The sequence below is a fragment of the Mycobacterium sp. E3339 genome, assembly GCF_001666915.1.
In the GTDB taxonomy this organism is placed as follows: Bacteria; Actinomycetota; Actinomycetes; order Mycobacteriales; family Mycobacteriaceae; genus Mycobacterium.
The window spans coordinates 26,813-41,304 of record NZ_LZIZ01000084.1; the positions used below are offsets into that span (position 1 = coordinate 26,813).

The following is a 14,492-nucleotide window of genomic DNA, read 5'->3' on the forward strand; positions in this document are numbered from 1 at the left end:
GGCGGCTACACCGTGAGGTTGAAGTTCGGGGTTTTGCCGTACACCGCCATCGCGGTCAGCACGACCACCACCACGATCGTGATCAGCGACAGCCGCATCGACCGGCCCACCGCTTCGCCAACGCCGACCGGCCCGCCGGTGGCGGTGTAGCCGTAGTAGCAGTGGGTGGTCATCACGACGACCGCGACCAGGATCACCTCCGCGAACGACCAGCCCACGTCGTTGAGGCGCAGGAAGGTGTGGAAGTAGTGGTTGTAGGTGCCGATCGACTGCCCGTACAGCAGCACGGTGGTGACCTGCTGGGACAGGAACGCCATGGTCATCGCCAACCCGTAGAGCGGGATGATGACGATCAGACCCGCCAGCACCCGGGTGGACGCCAGAAAGGGGATCGAGCGGATGCTCATCACCTCGAGCGCATCGATCTCCTCGCTGATGCGCATGGCGCCCAGTTCGGCGGTGGCGCCGGCGCCGACCGTGGCCGCCAGCGCCTGACCCGCGGCGACCGGCGCCACAAACCGCACATTGACCAGCGCGGCCAGGAATCCGGTGAACGCCTCGACGCCGATGTTGCCCAGCGTCGCGTACCCCTGGATGGCGACCAGGGAGCCCGCGGACAGGGTGATGAAGCCGACGATGGCGGCGGTGCCGCCGACGACGGCCATCGCGCCGGTGCCCATGCCCATCTGGGCGACCATTCGTAGCAGTTCTTTGCGGTAACGATGCAGGGCGAAGGGAATCTGCCCGACCGCGCTCAGGGCGAACCAGACCATTTGCCCGATCTCGACCAGCACCCGGTCCGGGGCTTCCGCGTAGCGGGTGAGGGCGGCCCGCGGAAAATGGAGATGCCGTGCGGGAACACCGGTGGTCGCGGTCATTTCATCGCCCCGTTCCGAATCGGACACCGATGGTGGTCAGCGCCGCGTTGACCGCGAAGAGCGCGATGAAGCAGAGCACCACCGTCTCGTTGACGGCAGTGCCCAATCCCTTGGACCCGCCGCGGACGATCAGCCCGCGATAGCAGCCGACCAGGCCGGCGATCAGGCCGAACGTCGCGGCCTTGATGAACGCGATCACCACCTCGGGCAAGCCGGTGAGCGCGGTCAGCGTGGAGAGGTACGCGCCGCTCGAGACGTTCTGCAGGTACACGCTGAACAGGTAGCCGCCGCCCAGGCCGACGGCGACCACGAGGCCGTTGAGCAGCACCGCCACGAGTGTCGAGGCGACGACGCGGGGGACCACCAGCCGGTGGATCGGGTCGATGCCGAGCACCTCCAGGGCGTCGATCTCCTCGCGTATGGTGCGCGCGCCGAGGTCGGCGCAGATTGCGGTGCCCCCCGCGCCGGCGACCACCAACACCGTCACGATCGGGCCGAGCTGGGTGACCGCGCCGATCGCGGCACCGGCACCGGATACGTCGGCGGCGCCGATCTCCGCCAGCAGGAGGTTGAGCGTGAAGATCAGCAGCACGGTTTCCGGGATCGACACCGCGATGGTGGGCAGCAGCGAGACCCGCATGAGAAACCAGCCATTCCAGATGAACTCACGCCACTCGAACGGCTGCCTCAGCGCCTTTCCGGTCAGCACGCACATGCGGAAGAACCCGCCGGCCACCTCGGTGCCCGGCCGTATCCGGCTAACGACTTTGCTGCTAGACAGGTGGGCGCTAGTCATCGCGCCGCCCTGGAACCGACCACGCGACCAGGCGCGAGATCTCGGCGCTGCGTCCCGTGCGCGTTACACGTCGTCGCGAAGCCGCCCGAGCCGCGCCCGTTTGAGGATCCGCAGATCGGGTGAGCGCGCCGCGAAACGCGATGCGCTAGAAACCCTCTGGAAGCGTGTGGAGACGACGATCGGACTCGGCTTCTTCGCCCCATGTTGCGATGCCCGCAATCCCACTCCCGGGTTATCACCTTGGTCGCGACGCCGCTCGACCAGACGGTCCCCGAATCGGCACTCTGGCGCCGCGCCCTCCGGCTCCACGCCGCCCTCATTTGCGCCACGCAGCAACTATCGCATTAGACCGTACGGTCAGTCAATAACACCAGGAATCGTCGGAGTTTCGTGATCGCGACCCATGGGCAAACTTCCAGCCCGGTCTCCGCGAATTAGGCTTACAACAGGCGTCTTTAAGGGTTCTGGCGCGACGGCGGTGGATGATTGGGGTGGTTCCGTGAAAACGAGGACAAGCGAAGTCTCGCCGGATAAACTGACCGGGCGTACAGCGACGGATCGCGCGCGCCTCGTCGCGGTTAACGGGCGTCGGCCCGGGCGGCTCAGCGCTTCAGCGCGGGTCCGGTTGAGCAGTTGCCGTTATGCGCAACGGATTTCGTCGCGTGGCGGTCAATCCGACCGTTTCGAGACCGCGGCTAGGCATTCACGGACGACGGAGACGACGTCAGCGGAAGGGCTGGCCCAGGTGCTGAGCCCCAGCCGGTCGAGTAGCAGTCCACCGAGGAACACATCGACGAAGGCGGCCCCCACTTGTTCGGGCGAACGTGCGCCGGCGGGATCAAACCATACCCACATCCACTGCAGCGATCCCCACAGCTGCAGCGCAGCCAGTTCGACGTCGACGCTTCGGAAAACACCGCACTCTATGCCCGTTCGGATCTCGTCAATCGCCAGTGTTTGCAACTGATCACGCAACTTACGCACTTGCTGCATCGCCGGGTCATCCGACAGCTGAACCACCTCGCGCTGGCTCGCTACCGTGGCATCGCGCGCGGTCACTTGCAGGAGAGCGGAGGCGTAAATGATTGCCGCGATGCGTTCGTGGGGCGCGGCCAGGCGGGCCCACGCCATCTGCAGCACGTCGAGTTGCCCGGCCAGGTGGCTCTCTTCGAGCTCGCGCAACATCTGCGCTTTGGTCCCGAAGTGATGGACAATGGTGCCCTTCGACATGCCGAGCTCGTCAGCGATGTCGCCCATATTCGTTCTGTCGTAGCCACGTTCGGCGACGTAGCGAACAAACGCGTCGAAAATCTCGCTGCGTCTACCAGGCGATCGGGGCATCATCCACCCTTCGCTAGACTAACCGTACGAACGGTCCATCATAAGCTTCGCCGTGTCAAGATCCCATTAGCCGTGCCGCCGTTCGGCCGTCACGCGGCGACCCGGGAACTGTGCGATCCGCTGGGAGCCTAAAGCGCCCTGCGGCCGGCGAACCGGTCCGGCGCCGTGATGACATATGTGTTCGCCCCGGGCGCCGCCTTGATCTCGCCGGCGACGTACACGGTCATGAGCTCTTGACCGTCGCTGTCGGCGACGCACACATAAGTGTCCGTCTCGGCGTCGTAGTCGAAGCTGTCCCAAGCCAATACGAACGCCAAGCAGTTGCCGTCGCGGTCTGCGATGACGAGCTTGTGAACCCCGGACTCCTTCAACAGCTCGACATCTTGAGCGCGCCGCTGAGGGATCTGGTTGTCCTGGACCGTGAGGCTGTTTAACATATGGCTGCTCCCTCTCCGTCGGACCCGGGCTCGGATCCTTAGACGGTCCGCGCCTGGCCGAAACGTTTCTCCCGGAATACGGCTCCGACCAGGGCACTAGGGCCTCTCTCGGGGGGCCGTAAGTCGCTAACCCACGGCAGCGTGCCTCAGGCGCTGGGGCGCCCCTGCGAGCGGTAGCCGGTCAACGGCGACAGAGTCCTGGGACGCACCGCGACCAAGAGCACGCCGGCGGCAAAGAGGGTCGCGGCCGGCCACGAGAATCGCCCGTCCGGGGCGAAGCCGCCCTGCGCCAAGAAGTGCAGGCCGACCGCGGCCAGGACTGCGCCGGTCAGCATGGTCGCCTCGGCCCAGCGATCGCCGAGCGGCAGGCCGAATGTGGGCAGCGGAACCGCGAAGAACCGCCGCTGCCACCACAGCAGCAGCAGTTCGACCGCTGTGACCACGCTGAGGATGGTGATCCATTCCAGCCGGACCAGCCACCACGCCACGGAACCCTCGGATGGCTGCGGAATCAGCCCGGCCGGGTAAGCGATGATCGCGACGATGACGACCGGCACCATGTGCCAAAGGTAGAGAGCCATGACGTTGGCGTTGGCGGTGGACAACACCCGCTGCACCGGGCCGTGGCGCAGGACCCGGTCGAGTGTCGCCGCCAATGCCATCGCCAGCCCAGCCTGGGCGCAGGCGAACGCCATCATCGCCACCGTGGGGGGCGTCGTGTTCTCGATCGGCTCGCCGGGAACCCCGATCATGCTGACCGGATACGGCCCCACCCGGATCAGCAGCGCCAGAGCAACGGCCGAACCGGCCGCGAGCAACACCGGCCTGCGCCCGGCCAACAGCCCACCGTGCCAAGCGATCCCGAGCTGGTAGAGCAGGCCCCAGCAGATCAGGTAATTCAGCCAGCCGACGTAGGGGACGTGACCGGCGAGCGAAACGGCGTCGACGAGTACCACACCCGCGGCCAGCGCCGCCGGCACCCTGAGCCCCCAACGTCCGTGTGCCGCAACGGCAATCGGGGTCAGCGACACCACCAGCACATATACGGCGAGGAACCACAGGTGCATGGCCACCGCCCAACCTGCGTATTCCAGCACCGTGCCCGACACGTTGCGGACCTGAAGAACCACCACGAGCGCCGAAACCAGCGCGACGTAGACCGTGGTTGGTCCGAGCACCCGCGCCAGTCGATGCCGAATCCAGGCCTGCCGGGAGAAGCTGTCGGCGCCGCGGCGGTGTGCCCACGACACCGCACCGGCGTAGCCGGCCACGAAGAAGAACACCGGAACCGCCTGGAATATCCAGGTCAGCCATTGCGTCCAGGGCATGTCGAGCAGCGGGTTCTCGCGGCCGAATTGCCCGTCGTGATAGGTCACCGAACCGGCCAGCCAGTGGCCGAGCACGATGAGAACCACGCCCGAGGCGCGGTAGAAGTCCACCGCCAGATTGCGGGCCGGTCGCGCGGTTTCTACGTCGTCCATCGGATCGCGGCAACATCGATGCGGTGCACTCGCGCAACGGTACCCGCCCCGTGGCGTCCAGTCGCGAAGCGCACAATGACTCCATGAAACAAGCGCGCCTCGCGAACCTGGAGGTCGGTCGCCTCGGCTTGGGCGCGATGGGCATGTCCGTCGCCTACGCCGGCGCCGGCACCGACGACGCCGAGTCGATCCGTACCGTTCATCGCGCGATCGACCTGGGCGTCACGCTGATCGACACCGCCGAGGTCTACGGCCCCTACGTCAACGAGGAATTGGTCGCACGCGCCCTGCAGGGCCGGCGGGACCGGGTGGTGTTGGCCACCAAGTTCGGCCTGATTTCCCACACCGGCCGCAACGGCTTGGACAGCAGCCCCGCCAACATCCGGATAGCGGTGGAGGGCTCGCTGCAACGATTGGGCACCGATCGCATCGACCTCTACTATCAGCACCGCCTCGACCGCGAGACCCCGATCGAAGACACCGTCGGCGCGTTGGCCGAACTGGTCACCGCCGGCAAGATCCGGCACATCGGCCTGTCGGAGGTCGGCGTGAACACGATTCGCCGCGCACACGCGGTGCACCCCATCACCGCGGTGCAGTCGGAATACTCGCTATGGACGCGCGACCAGGAAGACCAGATCCTGCCACTGCTGCGCGAATTGGGGATCGGGTTCGTGCCCTACTCGCCGTTGGGCCGCGGCTTTCTCACCGGCGCCATCCGCTCCACCGAGGGGCTGCCCGACAGCGACTACCGCAAGACCAATCCACGGTTCTTCGAGGAGAACTTCCAGCACAACCTACAGAGCGCGGACGAATTGCGGAGCATCAGCGCTGACGTCGGCGCCACTCCCGCTCAGGTCGCGCTGGCTTGGCTGTTGGCAAAAGGTCCCGACATCGTGCCGATTCCGGGAACCAAGCGGGTGTCGCGCCTGGAGGAGAACGTCGGCGCCGACGCCGTCGAGCTGACACCGGACCAACTGTCCCGGCTTGACCGGATCACCCCACCCAAGGGTGGCCACCATGCCGAGGCGCAGATGCAATGGATCGACCGTTGACGGGCGCGCGCGAGAAGTAGGTGCAGGGCGCGCGTGGTGGCACGAGCCATGTTGCGAGACAGGATGATTAGCGATCGGCGCCTGCCAGCGCCGCCGCGCCGTACTTCTTCTCGATCAGCCCCCACGGGTCGGCGTAGGGGCCGCGTCCCTCCAGCCGGCGCTGCACCGCCAGCGCCGCGCGCACGACGGGCCGCAGCACGGGACTCAGCAGCCGCAACACGATCCGCCTGCGGCCCTGCGTCCCGGCGATCCAGTCCAGGGTCTGGGACCAATCGTGCTCCTGGAAGTCGAGCAGCGCCTGCGCTTCGGTGGTGTCGTACCAGCCGGTGAAGCTCCAGCCGCGGTCGTCGCCCGGGTCGCCGGGCAGCAAGGCGGAGGGGCCGAGCGGGCCCAGGCCGGCGGCCCTCATCAGGTCGTCCTGGAGCGCGTGCTGCAGGAGCACGTACGTCTCGTTGCCCCCGATGAGCAAAACCTTGCCGGAAATGGCCGCCCCGCGATCGACGCCGTTGGCGAACGCCAGCGCTACATCACGCGCATCGACCATGTGTATGCGGTTATCGCTCGGGATCGATCGCATCAGGATCAGGTAGTCACCATTGATGCCGGCCTGAGTGTCCGGCGAGATGACGCCCGCCAGCCGGAAGAGCGCGTACGGCAGGCCGCTGGCGCGGATCGCCGCTTCGGCAAGCACCTTGTCTTCACCGTATTGATCGATCGGATTTACCGGGGTGTCCGGGGTGATCCGTTCCGGTTGGCGATAGGGGTTGCGCGAGCCGTAGACCGCGGCGCTGGACGCCATCAGGAACAGCGGCGGATCGGGGAGCGCGGCGCAGGCCGCCAAGAGATTCTCGGTACCGCCGACGTTGACCCGGCGGGACAACGCCGGGTTGCGGTACGACGGTGGGGAGACGATGGCGGCCAGGTGGATGACCGCCCCGGGCCGATGGGTCTCGATGAGCCCGCGCACCGCTTCGGCGTCCAGCAGGTCGGTATAGGCGGGGATCAGCGTCCCGGAATGCCCGCCGGCGGCCAATTCTTTCTCCACCGCGACGGTGTTGTCGTTGCGCAGATCCATCGCGATCACGGTGCACCCGCGATCGAGCAGGATCTGCGTGCAACGCTTGCCAACCAGTCCGAACGCGCCGGTGACCAAAACGGTGGCGATTGTCATGGTCACTGTCCCATCAGTCGCCCGGCGGCCTTGCCGATCGCCGCGCGAAGCCGTGGGGAGACGTAGATCGAGAACAGGGGAGTCACGATGTCCTCGCGGAGCCGAGTCAGCTTGGAACTCTTGATAACCCACCGGCCGGCGACGTTTTCGTAGGTCTCGTGGTAGTGGCCGTAGCCGACCAGGGTGACCCCCGGACCGAAACGGACGACGTCTTGCAGGGCCCATATTCCGCGTGCGGTCGTCGCGGAGGTGACCTCGATTTCGGGGGCGTGCACCTGGTGGGCGGTGGGCTGCGTCGGCCGGCCGAGGGCCCGGCGGGTGAACGCGACGAAGTCGTCGGCACCGGCGATCACCTTGCCGCCCGCTTCGGAGGTGTCGCTGACGAAGTCGTCGGAGAAGATCGTTCGCCACGCCGCCCAGTCCTTGGCGTCCAGGTAGCGGCAGTAACGGGCCTTGAGCTGCTTGATGGATTCGATCGCCGGCAGCGTGTCGGCGACCAGCGTTTGCGCGCGCTCTGTCATAGCGGCTCGATTCTTTCCGTAAGCGTTGCGGCGTGACGTTTCACTGCCGAAGTGTAAACCGGTCTACTTTTGTAGTAGACGACCTGATGCGTGGTGGCCAACAGCACGCCATGCCGGGCCCACACCTGCGCGCTCTGGTCGAAGTAGCCGCGGCTGAAGCGGTTGGCGTGCGCGGTGCACAGGACGAAGTCGTCGCCCACGGAGTCGAGTTCGTGCTGATCGGCGTGAAAGTACGTCGTCAACGAGATCGTCCCGGATGGGACGAAGCCGCCGCGCCGCAGGAAGACCCGCGGGTAGAAGGCGTCCGATAGCGCGGCCAACACCGGGTAGTCGACGGGGCGTTGCGCGGCGTCGCGCACCCAGAGGGTGGAGGTCGACGTCGGGCTCGGTTGCCCGTACTTGCCGGGCATCGAACCCTCGACATACCGCATGTCGTAGAGGCTCGTCCAGCGCACCAGGCCGGGATCGGTGGGAGCGATCTCGTCGGGGTCCGGAGCGGTCGGCGGGCGCAGCTCCGTGTCGGCCCAGCCGTCGCGGCGAATGGCGAACAGCGCGGTCGCCGTGGTCTTGACGTCACCGTCCTGACTGAGTTCGGCGATCCAGTGCTGGTTGGTCCGGTTGGTGCGCGCTGCCCGCAAGGTGATGTCGAAGTCGCCGTCGGCGATGGGGGCGGCGTAGTTGACGGTCAGCGCCAGCGGCTCGCCGATGCGGTCGGGGTGCGATTGGACGGCGTGCAGCACGATGGCTGCGGTGATTCCGCCGAAGGGCCCCACCATGTTGGCCCATTCCGGATGGGTCCGCCCGCGCCTGGTGCTCGCGTCGATCGTCTCGAGCCTGATGGCGTCGTCGAAGGGATGTGTCATGAGTCGAACGCAGATTACCGGCGCCGGACACCGCGTCTCGCCGCGGGCCGCGCGATCAACGTCCGTGATATACCGTCCGGCGAGCGACAACCTCTGCGAAAGGACGGAACCGTGACGAAGACTCCCGCCGAGCTGATCGACGCCAGGATCTCGGAGCTCGGGGATTGGCGCGGTGAAATGCTTTCCCGCATCAGGGAACTCGTCAAGGAAGCCGAACCTGAGGTGGTGGAGGAGTGGAAGTGGCGCGGCGTCCCGGTCTGGTATCGCGACGGGATGATCTGCACCGGCGAGACCTACAAGAACGTGGTGAAGATGACCTTCGCCAAGGGCGCCTCGCTGCAGGATCCCAAGGGTTTGTTCAACTCCAGCCTGGAAGGCAACACCCGGCGCGCGATCGATTTTCACGAGGGCGACCAGGTCGACGAGGAGGCCCTGAAGGCGCTGATCCGCGCCGCCGTGGAGCTGAACCGGTCATAGGCGCCGATCTGTACAGCGGCGGCGGCGGTGCTGTACAGTCGCCCAGCACGCGGTCGACGCTCGAATGAGAGGCCATCGGTGACTTCCGAGTCGGTCGAACAGTTTCGGAGCCGGGCCAGGGCCTGGCTGGCCGAGAACCTGCCGCGGCTGGATTCCGGGGAAGCGATGGTCCTGCAGCGCGACGAAATGACGTCCTGGCAGCGCGCCCGCGAACTGCAAAAGAAGCTGTACGACGGCGGATTCGCCGGCATCTGCTTCCCCCGCGAGTACGGCGGGCTGGGCCTGAGCTACGAATACAAGAAGGCGTTCGACGCCGAGGCGCTGGCCTATGAGACCCCCCTCATGCTCAACGTGCCCTCCTTCGCCATTTGCTGCGCAACGATCCTCGACATGGGCAGCGAGGAGCAGAAACGCAGCCACATCGCGGCCGCGCTTCGCGGTGACGAAGTGTTGGTGCAGCTGCTGTCCGAACCCAGCGGGGGATCGGATCTCGCGGGCGTGCTGACCCGCGCCGACCGGCGCGACGGCCACTGGATCATCAACGGCGCCAAGACCTGGAGCACGTGGGCGTTCGCCGCCGACTACGGCCTGTGCCTGGCCCGGACCGATTGGAACGCGCCCAAACACGAAGGCCTGACGATGTTCCTGATGCCGCTGCGGCATCCCGGCGTCACGATCAACCGCATCAAACAGGTCAACGGCTCCGTGGAGTTCTGCGAGGAGTTCTTCGACGACGTCGAACTCGGAGACGACGCCGTCGTGGGTGAGCCGGGGAGGGGCTGGGACGTCGCGTCGCGCCAGCTCTACCACGAGCGCCGCACGATGGGGGACGGATCGGAATACACCAGCGGGCCGGGAATCGCCGAGGCCCAGGATGTTTCGGTTGACCTGCTGGACCTGGTGGGCAGGGTGAACCGGTCCAACAGCGAGCGGGTCCGCGAGCGGGTGGGCCGTGCCCTGGTCCACCGGGCGGTGCACGGGCAGCTCAGCGAGCACGTCTTCCACGCCGTGGCCAATGGTTCGCTGCCGCCCGCCGCCGGTTCGATCATCCGGCTGTGCATGGCCGAGGTGCACGACGTCGAAACCGATACCGCGTTGGCCGTCGCCGGCCCTGCCGCCGCGGTCGATGACGAGGCGGGGCTGCTCGACGTCGGCACCCGCTACCTCGGCCGTCAGATCGCCAGCATCGGCGGGGGAACCACCGAGATGGCGCGCAACGTGATCGGCGAGCGGGTGCTGAACTTTCCGCGCGAGTACGCCGCCGACCGCGGCGTGCCCTTCAACCAGGTCCGGCACGGAAAAGCCTGAAGGAGGCCGGAATTGAGTGACCAGCTTCGTGACATCCGGGAGTTGGCAGGGGACTCCGATGCTTACCGGGACGAACTGTACCGGCGCTGGACGGGGCTGCTCAGCTACCGCTACATCGGCCGCAAACACTCCTCGATGGACCTCGGCGAGGTCGACGACACCGTCACCATTCGCCGCGACATGCGCAACGAGGCCGGCGGAATCATGGTGGCGCCGTTGGCCATTTCCTCCCCGGAGGGATGCCAGACGGACATGGTGGCGGTGCCCAACCCGGTGATCGCGTCGGTGCAGATCATCGACCCCGGCTATGACGTCAAGCGGGTCGAGATCGTCGGCTCCGGCATCGTGCATCAGGGCCGCACTATGGGCTACGGACGGTGCAAGATCGTCGACGCCGACAACCCGGACCGGGTCATCGCCTTCAACGAGGGCCAGGGAGCGATCATCGGCATCCCGCCGGAAGGCCTGGGCCGCATGGACGTTTCGGGCACGGAATTGGTAATCGAGGACTCGCCGGATCTGCCGCCGTTGTGGCAGGCGTTCGGGGCCAGCAGGCGTAGCGATGGCCACTGGGTGCTGCCCGAGCTCAGCACCGAACTCGCATCCCCGGATGCCGCGCTGCACATCGGCCCCCAGCACGTCGTCCTAGAAACGGCGGCTGTCGATCTCGCCGCCGGCGTCGCCGGGACCCGAAAGCTCCAGGTGGTCAGCTGGCACGTCATGTTCATGGCCCGCGGCAAGGTGGGCCCCTTCCGGGTGGAAGGAGTCGCGCACCGCGGCGGGCCCGGCCGTATCGGCGTGCGCATGTTGCTGCACGACGAGGGGAACGCCGACAAGGCCGTCACCTCCGCCGCCGCGGTCTTCGACGTCGTGGGTTCCTAACCGCCCGGTGGCTACCTCGCTCGCCCGGTGCCGCCCATAGACGAATTCGAATATCGGCGTGGCCATCAGGGTCGTCACTACGGCGACCAAAACCAAGATGCTGAACAGTGTTGGGGTGATGATGCCGGCCTGAAGCCCGATATTGAGCAGGATGAGTTCGATCAAGCCGCGGGCGTTCATCAATGAACCCAGGGCGACCGATTCACGAAGAGGGACTTTCCTCAGCCACGCGACGACTGTGCACGAAACTCCCTTTCCGATGATCGACAGCAGGAGCATTCCCACCGTCACCGCCCACAGTTTCGGGCTGTTGACCAGGCCGATCTGGGTATTCAGCCCCGAGTATACGAAGAACAGCGGCAGCAACAACGTGGTCACCAGCGGCTCGAGCCTGGCGGTGAGTTGCTGGGCGAAGAAGCCGGATGGCATTGCCGCGCCCAGAACGAACGCGCCGAATATCGCATAGATGCCGATGGCGTCGGTGAACCATGCGCACGTCATGAGCAACACGAGCACTGCACTGAACGTTGGCGCGCTGACCGCGTTCCGGCGTTCGGATCTCGCGCCGAGGACGGCCAGGGCCTTGCGCCCGATCGTCAGGAGCAATGCCGTGTACAACATGCCACCGACTATTGCCGTGGCGGCGGTGCTGGGATCGCCTCGATGGATGGCGAGCACAACGGCCAGGATGCACCAGGAGAGGGCGTCGTCGATCGCACCGCAGATCAGGGCGAGCGTACCTAGCGGCGTTCCGGACAGCCGCTGTTCGAAAATGATTCGCGCGAGCATCGGAAACGCGGTGGTTGCGATCGACGCGCCCAAGAACATCATCGCCAAGGGCAGCGAGACACCTTTTCCGAACAAGATTCCGCTGTTCAGCAGCGGCAAGGCGACAATCGCTCCCAGCGCAAGCGGTGTGAGGATCCCCGCGGCCGACACGGCCGCCGCGGTGCCGGCGCGATGTTTGATCAGCTTGACGTCGAAGCCGAGCCCAACGAGGAACATGTAAAGAACCAGGCCGATCTGCGCCGCGGTGTAGAGCACCGTGTTCGCCTGCCCGGGTGGAAAGAGATCGTGCTGCACGCCGGGAGCGACCCGGCCCAGGAGCGAGGGGCCCAAAAGTACGCCGGCAATCATCTCGCCGACGACTTGGGGCTGCCCCAAGCGTTGCGCAACCAGCCCGACGAGCCGGCATGTCCCGAGGATGACGGCCAGCTCAAGGAAAAAATGTACGGCGGTTGCTGCAGGCATGGTGAGGTCCTGAGTGTTCGTGGTCGGCTTCATCCCGGCAGGCGGGTCGACGAGCGGTTGAGATCGGCTTTGCCGCAGCGCATCTGGCCTCACACGTGTCGGCGGCCCGCCGGGTCGACACCGTGTGCTTCCAGGCTTGCGAGAGTCCTCATTTCGTGTAACGTACTTAACTATTAAGTAACTTAATTTCCCTGGGTTTGCAAGAGGTGGACGGGTGGACGTGCGCGCGCAACTGTCGCAGTTGAGCCCCGAGGCGCGCGAGACCCTCGCGCGAAGGCTCAAGGCCCGGTTGGATGCCGACAAAGTTCACCCTGATCACGACGTCGCCATCGTCGGTGGTGGTGTGGCGGGACTGACCCTGGCGCTCGAGATTCGCACCGCCAGGCCCCGCACGCGAGTCGCCGTCATCTCACCCGCCTCGCACCCAGTGCCTGAGATCACCCACACCGTCGGCGAGTCGACGGTCGAGGTTTCCGCCCACTATCTGCGCGAACGCATTGGTTTGGCCGACCACTTGCAGACCTCGCAGATTCGCAAGATGGGCTTGCGAATGTTTTTCTCCCACGGCGGAAACACCGATATCACCGAGCGGCTGGAACTGGGCAGTTCCTCCTTCATCCCCCAGGTGACGTATCAGATTGACCGCGGCCGGCTGGAGAACGAGCTCTACCGACGTTGCTGCGCGGCGGGTGTCGACATTCGGCGGGGCCGGGCGGTGTCGGTCGAGTGCGGCGCCGGGGGACACCCGCACACCGTTTCCATCCAGAGCGGTGACACCATCACGCGCACGACAACGCGTTGGCTGGTGGATTCATCCGGACGAAATCGTGCGCTGGCCCGCCAACTGGGTTTGCGGCGCGCCAACGAACACAACTGCAATGCGGTGTGGTTGCGTGTCGCCGCCGAAATCGACATCGGCCGGTGGAGCGATGACCCGGCCTGGCAGACCCGCATCACCGAGGGCGATCGTGCGCTGTCCACGAATCACTTGATGGGGGAGGGCTACTGGGTTTGGCTGATCCGGCTCGCGTCCGGATCCACGAGCGTCGGCATCGTCGCCGACCCGGCGTTTCACCAGTTCGACCGATTCAACACGCTCGCCAAGGCCCGCTCGTGGCTCAACGAGTACGAGCCGCAGTGCGCGGCGGTCCTGGCGGAACACGAACACCTGATCAAGGACTTCAGGGTGATGAAAAACTACAGTCACGGCGCCACCAAGGTGTACGACGGCCGTGACCGTTGGTGTCTCACCGGAGATTCGGGGATTTTTCTAGACCCGTTGTACTCGTCGGGGCTGGACCTCGTGGCGATCGGTAACGGCCTCATCACCGACATGATCGTCCGGGAACTCGACGGTGAGGATGTCGTCGCGCGGTCGGGAATCAGCGACTCGTTATTCCGATCCCTCACCGACATGTGGCTCGCCGTGTATTGCGATCAGTACACGCTGATGGGCTCGCCGACCGTGATGTCCGCCAAGGTGATCTGGGATATCGCCTTCTACTGGGGCTTCGTCGGCTTGCTCTACAGGAATGGACGATTCGTCACCGTCGCCGACGATCCACAGGTCGTCCCGCACCTGGAAGGCTTGATCAAGCTCAGCAACCGTACGCAAAGGTTCTTCCGAGAATGGGCCGCAATCGAGAGCGCGCGCCCGTCGGCTGGGTTCGTGGATTTGTATTCACCGTTCAACTTCATGGTTAGCCTGCACACCGCGATGATCGGAGAAAGTCCGGACTTCACCGCGCAGTTTGAGGCCAACACCCGCCTGTTACACCAGCTGGCGGGCCAACTCGTGGAGACGGTGGTTTCGGAAAAGTGTGACCGGTTCTCCGAAGACGGCGTGATGCAGCAGGTGCAGGCGTGGCAACGCGACTCTCTGCTGCGGGAACTGCGCTCCATCTACCGCCGCGAGCAGGAAATCAATCCGGTCAGCCGAGGGTGGATTCTCGGCGCCGCACCCGTACTAGAAGCACGTTGACCCAAGAACGATTCGCGCACGACCCGGTTCTCGCGGTTGAGGCTTCGTAG

The 14,492-nt window shown here is 65.9% G+C and carries 12 protein-coding genes and 2 pseudogenes; 5 read left to right on the top strand and 9 right to left on the bottom strand.

The genetic code is table 11. The features are described from left to right. Nucleotides 1-5: 5 nt before the first annotated feature. The 5 genes from A5702_RS08280 to A5702_RS08300 form a co-directional block, all read right to left on the bottom strand. Complete coding sequence (locus tag A5702_RS08280) at nt 6-878, bottom strand: ABC transporter permease (RefSeq protein ID WP_067815713.1); 873 nt, start codon at nt 876-878, stop codon at nt 6-8. Nucleotide 879: 1 nt separating this feature from the next. Then, a complete protein-coding gene (locus tag A5702_RS08285) occupies nt 880-1,593 on the bottom strand; it encodes an MlaE family ABC transporter permease (RefSeq protein WP_369804363.1) in 714 nt (237 codons plus the stop codon). Between the two features lie 750 nt (nt 1,594-2,343). Further along, a complete protein-coding gene (locus A5702_RS08290; protein WP_369817880.1) occupies nt 2,344-3,018 on the bottom strand; it encodes a TetR/AcrR family transcriptional regulator in 675 nt (224 codons plus the stop codon). 125 nt (nt 3,019-3,143) lie between these two features. After that, the gene (locus tag A5702_RS08295; RefSeq protein WP_067815711.1) at nt 3,144-3,452 is read right to left on the bottom strand and encodes a hypothetical protein; all 309 of its coding nucleotides are present in this window, start codon (nt 3,450-3,452) and stop codon (nt 3,144-3,146) included. Nucleotides 3,453-3,598: 146 nt separating this feature from the next. Then, on the bottom strand, nt 3,599-4,933 hold the full coding sequence (locus A5702_RS08300) for an acyltransferase (RefSeq protein WP_068219791.1): 1,335 nt from the start codon (nt 4,931-4,933) through the stop codon (nt 3,599-3,601). 83 nt (nt 4,934-5,016) lie between these two features. On the opposite strand from A5702_RS08300, the gene A5702_RS08305 reads away from it, so the two are divergent. Further along, nucleotides 5,017-5,988 (top strand): aldo/keto reductase, encoded by a 972-nt coding sequence (locus A5702_RS08305; protein WP_067815915.1) that lies wholly within the window; start codon nt 5,017-5,019, stop codon nt 5,986-5,988. A gap of 67 nt (nt 5,989-6,055) precedes the next feature. Here the strand turns inward: A5702_RS08305 and A5702_RS08310 are convergent, their stop codons facing one another. The 3 genes and pseudogenes from A5702_RS08310 to A5702_RS08320 all read right to left on the bottom strand — a co-directional run. After that, on the bottom strand, nt 6,056-7,159 hold the full coding sequence (locus A5702_RS08310) for an NAD(P)-dependent oxidoreductase (protein ID WP_055399309.1): 1,104 nt from the start codon (nt 7,157-7,159) through the stop codon (nt 6,056-6,058). Between the two features lie 2 nt (nt 7,160-7,161). After that, entirely contained in the window at nt 7,162-7,680 is a 519-nt protein-coding gene (locus tag A5702_RS08315) for a nuclear transport factor 2 family protein (protein ID WP_055399307.1), read from the bottom strand. A gap of 68 nt (nt 7,681-7,748) precedes the next feature. Beyond that, nucleotides 7,749-8,543: pseudogene (locus A5702_RS08320) on the bottom strand (acyl-CoA thioesterase); the annotation flags it as partial. Nucleotides 8,544-8,654: 111 nt separating this feature from the next. On the opposite strand from A5702_RS08320, the gene A5702_RS08325 reads away from it, so the two are divergent. The 3 genes from A5702_RS08325 (at nt 8,655) to A5702_RS08335 (ending at nt 11,210) form a co-directional block, all read left to right on the top strand. Continuing rightward, complete coding sequence (locus A5702_RS08325) at nt 8,655-9,020, top strand: DUF1801 domain-containing protein (protein ID WP_231965017.1); 366 nt, start codon at nt 8,655-8,657, stop codon at nt 9,018-9,020. A 78-nt stretch (nt 9,021-9,098) separates the two neighbouring features. Beyond that, complete coding sequence (locus A5702_RS08330) at nt 9,099-10,328, top strand: acyl-CoA dehydrogenase family protein (protein WP_067815699.1); 1,230 nt, start codon at nt 9,099-9,101, stop codon at nt 10,326-10,328. A gap of 12 nt (nt 10,329-10,340) precedes the next feature. Then, complete coding sequence (locus A5702_RS08335) at nt 10,341-11,210, top strand: hypothetical protein (RefSeq protein ID WP_082955983.1); 870 nt, start codon at nt 10,341-10,343, stop codon at nt 11,208-11,210. 60 nt (nt 11,211-11,270) lie between these two features. Here the strand turns inward: A5702_RS08335 and A5702_RS08340 are convergent. Next, a pseudogene (locus tag A5702_RS08340) lies at nt 11,271-12,494 on the bottom strand (cation:proton antiporter); the annotation flags it as partial. Between the two features lie 187 nt (nt 12,495-12,681). Here A5702_RS08340 and A5702_RS08345 point away from each other — a divergent pair. Then, on the top strand, nt 12,682-14,442 hold the full coding sequence (locus A5702_RS08345) for an NAD(P)/FAD-dependent oxidoreductase (RefSeq protein ID WP_067815907.1): 1,761 nt from the start codon (nt 12,682-12,684) through the stop codon (nt 14,440-14,442). Nucleotides 14,443-14,492: the final 50 nt, after the last annotated feature.

Excerpts from the sequence above, each read along its gene's own strand:
- A5702_RS08280 (WP_067815713.1), bottom strand. The coding sequence starts at position 878 with ATGACCGCGACCACCGGTGTTCCCGCACGGCATCTCCATTTTCCGCGG.
- A5702_RS08285 (WP_369804363.1), bottom strand. The coding sequence starts at position 1,593 with ATGTGCGTGCTGACCGGAAAGGCGCTGAGGCAGCCGTTCGAGTGGCGT.
- A5702_RS08290 (WP_369817880.1), bottom strand. The coding sequence starts at position 3,018 with ATGATGCCCCGATCGCCTGGTAGACGCAGCGAGATTTTCGACGCGTTT.
- A5702_RS08295 (WP_067815711.1), bottom strand. The coding sequence starts at position 3,452 with ATGTTAAACAGCCTCACGGTCCAGGACAACCAGATCCCTCAGCGGCGC.
- A5702_RS08300 (WP_068219791.1), bottom strand. The coding sequence starts at position 4,933 with ATGGACGACGTAGAAACCGCGCGACCGGCCCGCAATCTGGCGGTGGAC.
- A5702_RS08305 (WP_067815915.1), top strand. The coding sequence starts at position 5,017 with ATGAAACAAGCGCGCCTCGCGAACCTGGAGGTCGGTCGCCTCGGCTTG.
- A5702_RS08310 (WP_055399309.1), bottom strand. The coding sequence starts at position 7,159 with ATGACAATCGCCACCGTTTTGGTCACCGGCGCGTTCGGACTGGTTGGC.
- A5702_RS08315 (WP_055399307.1), bottom strand. The coding sequence starts at position 7,680 with ATGACAGAGCGCGCGCAAACGCTGGTCGCCGACACGCTGCCGGCGATC.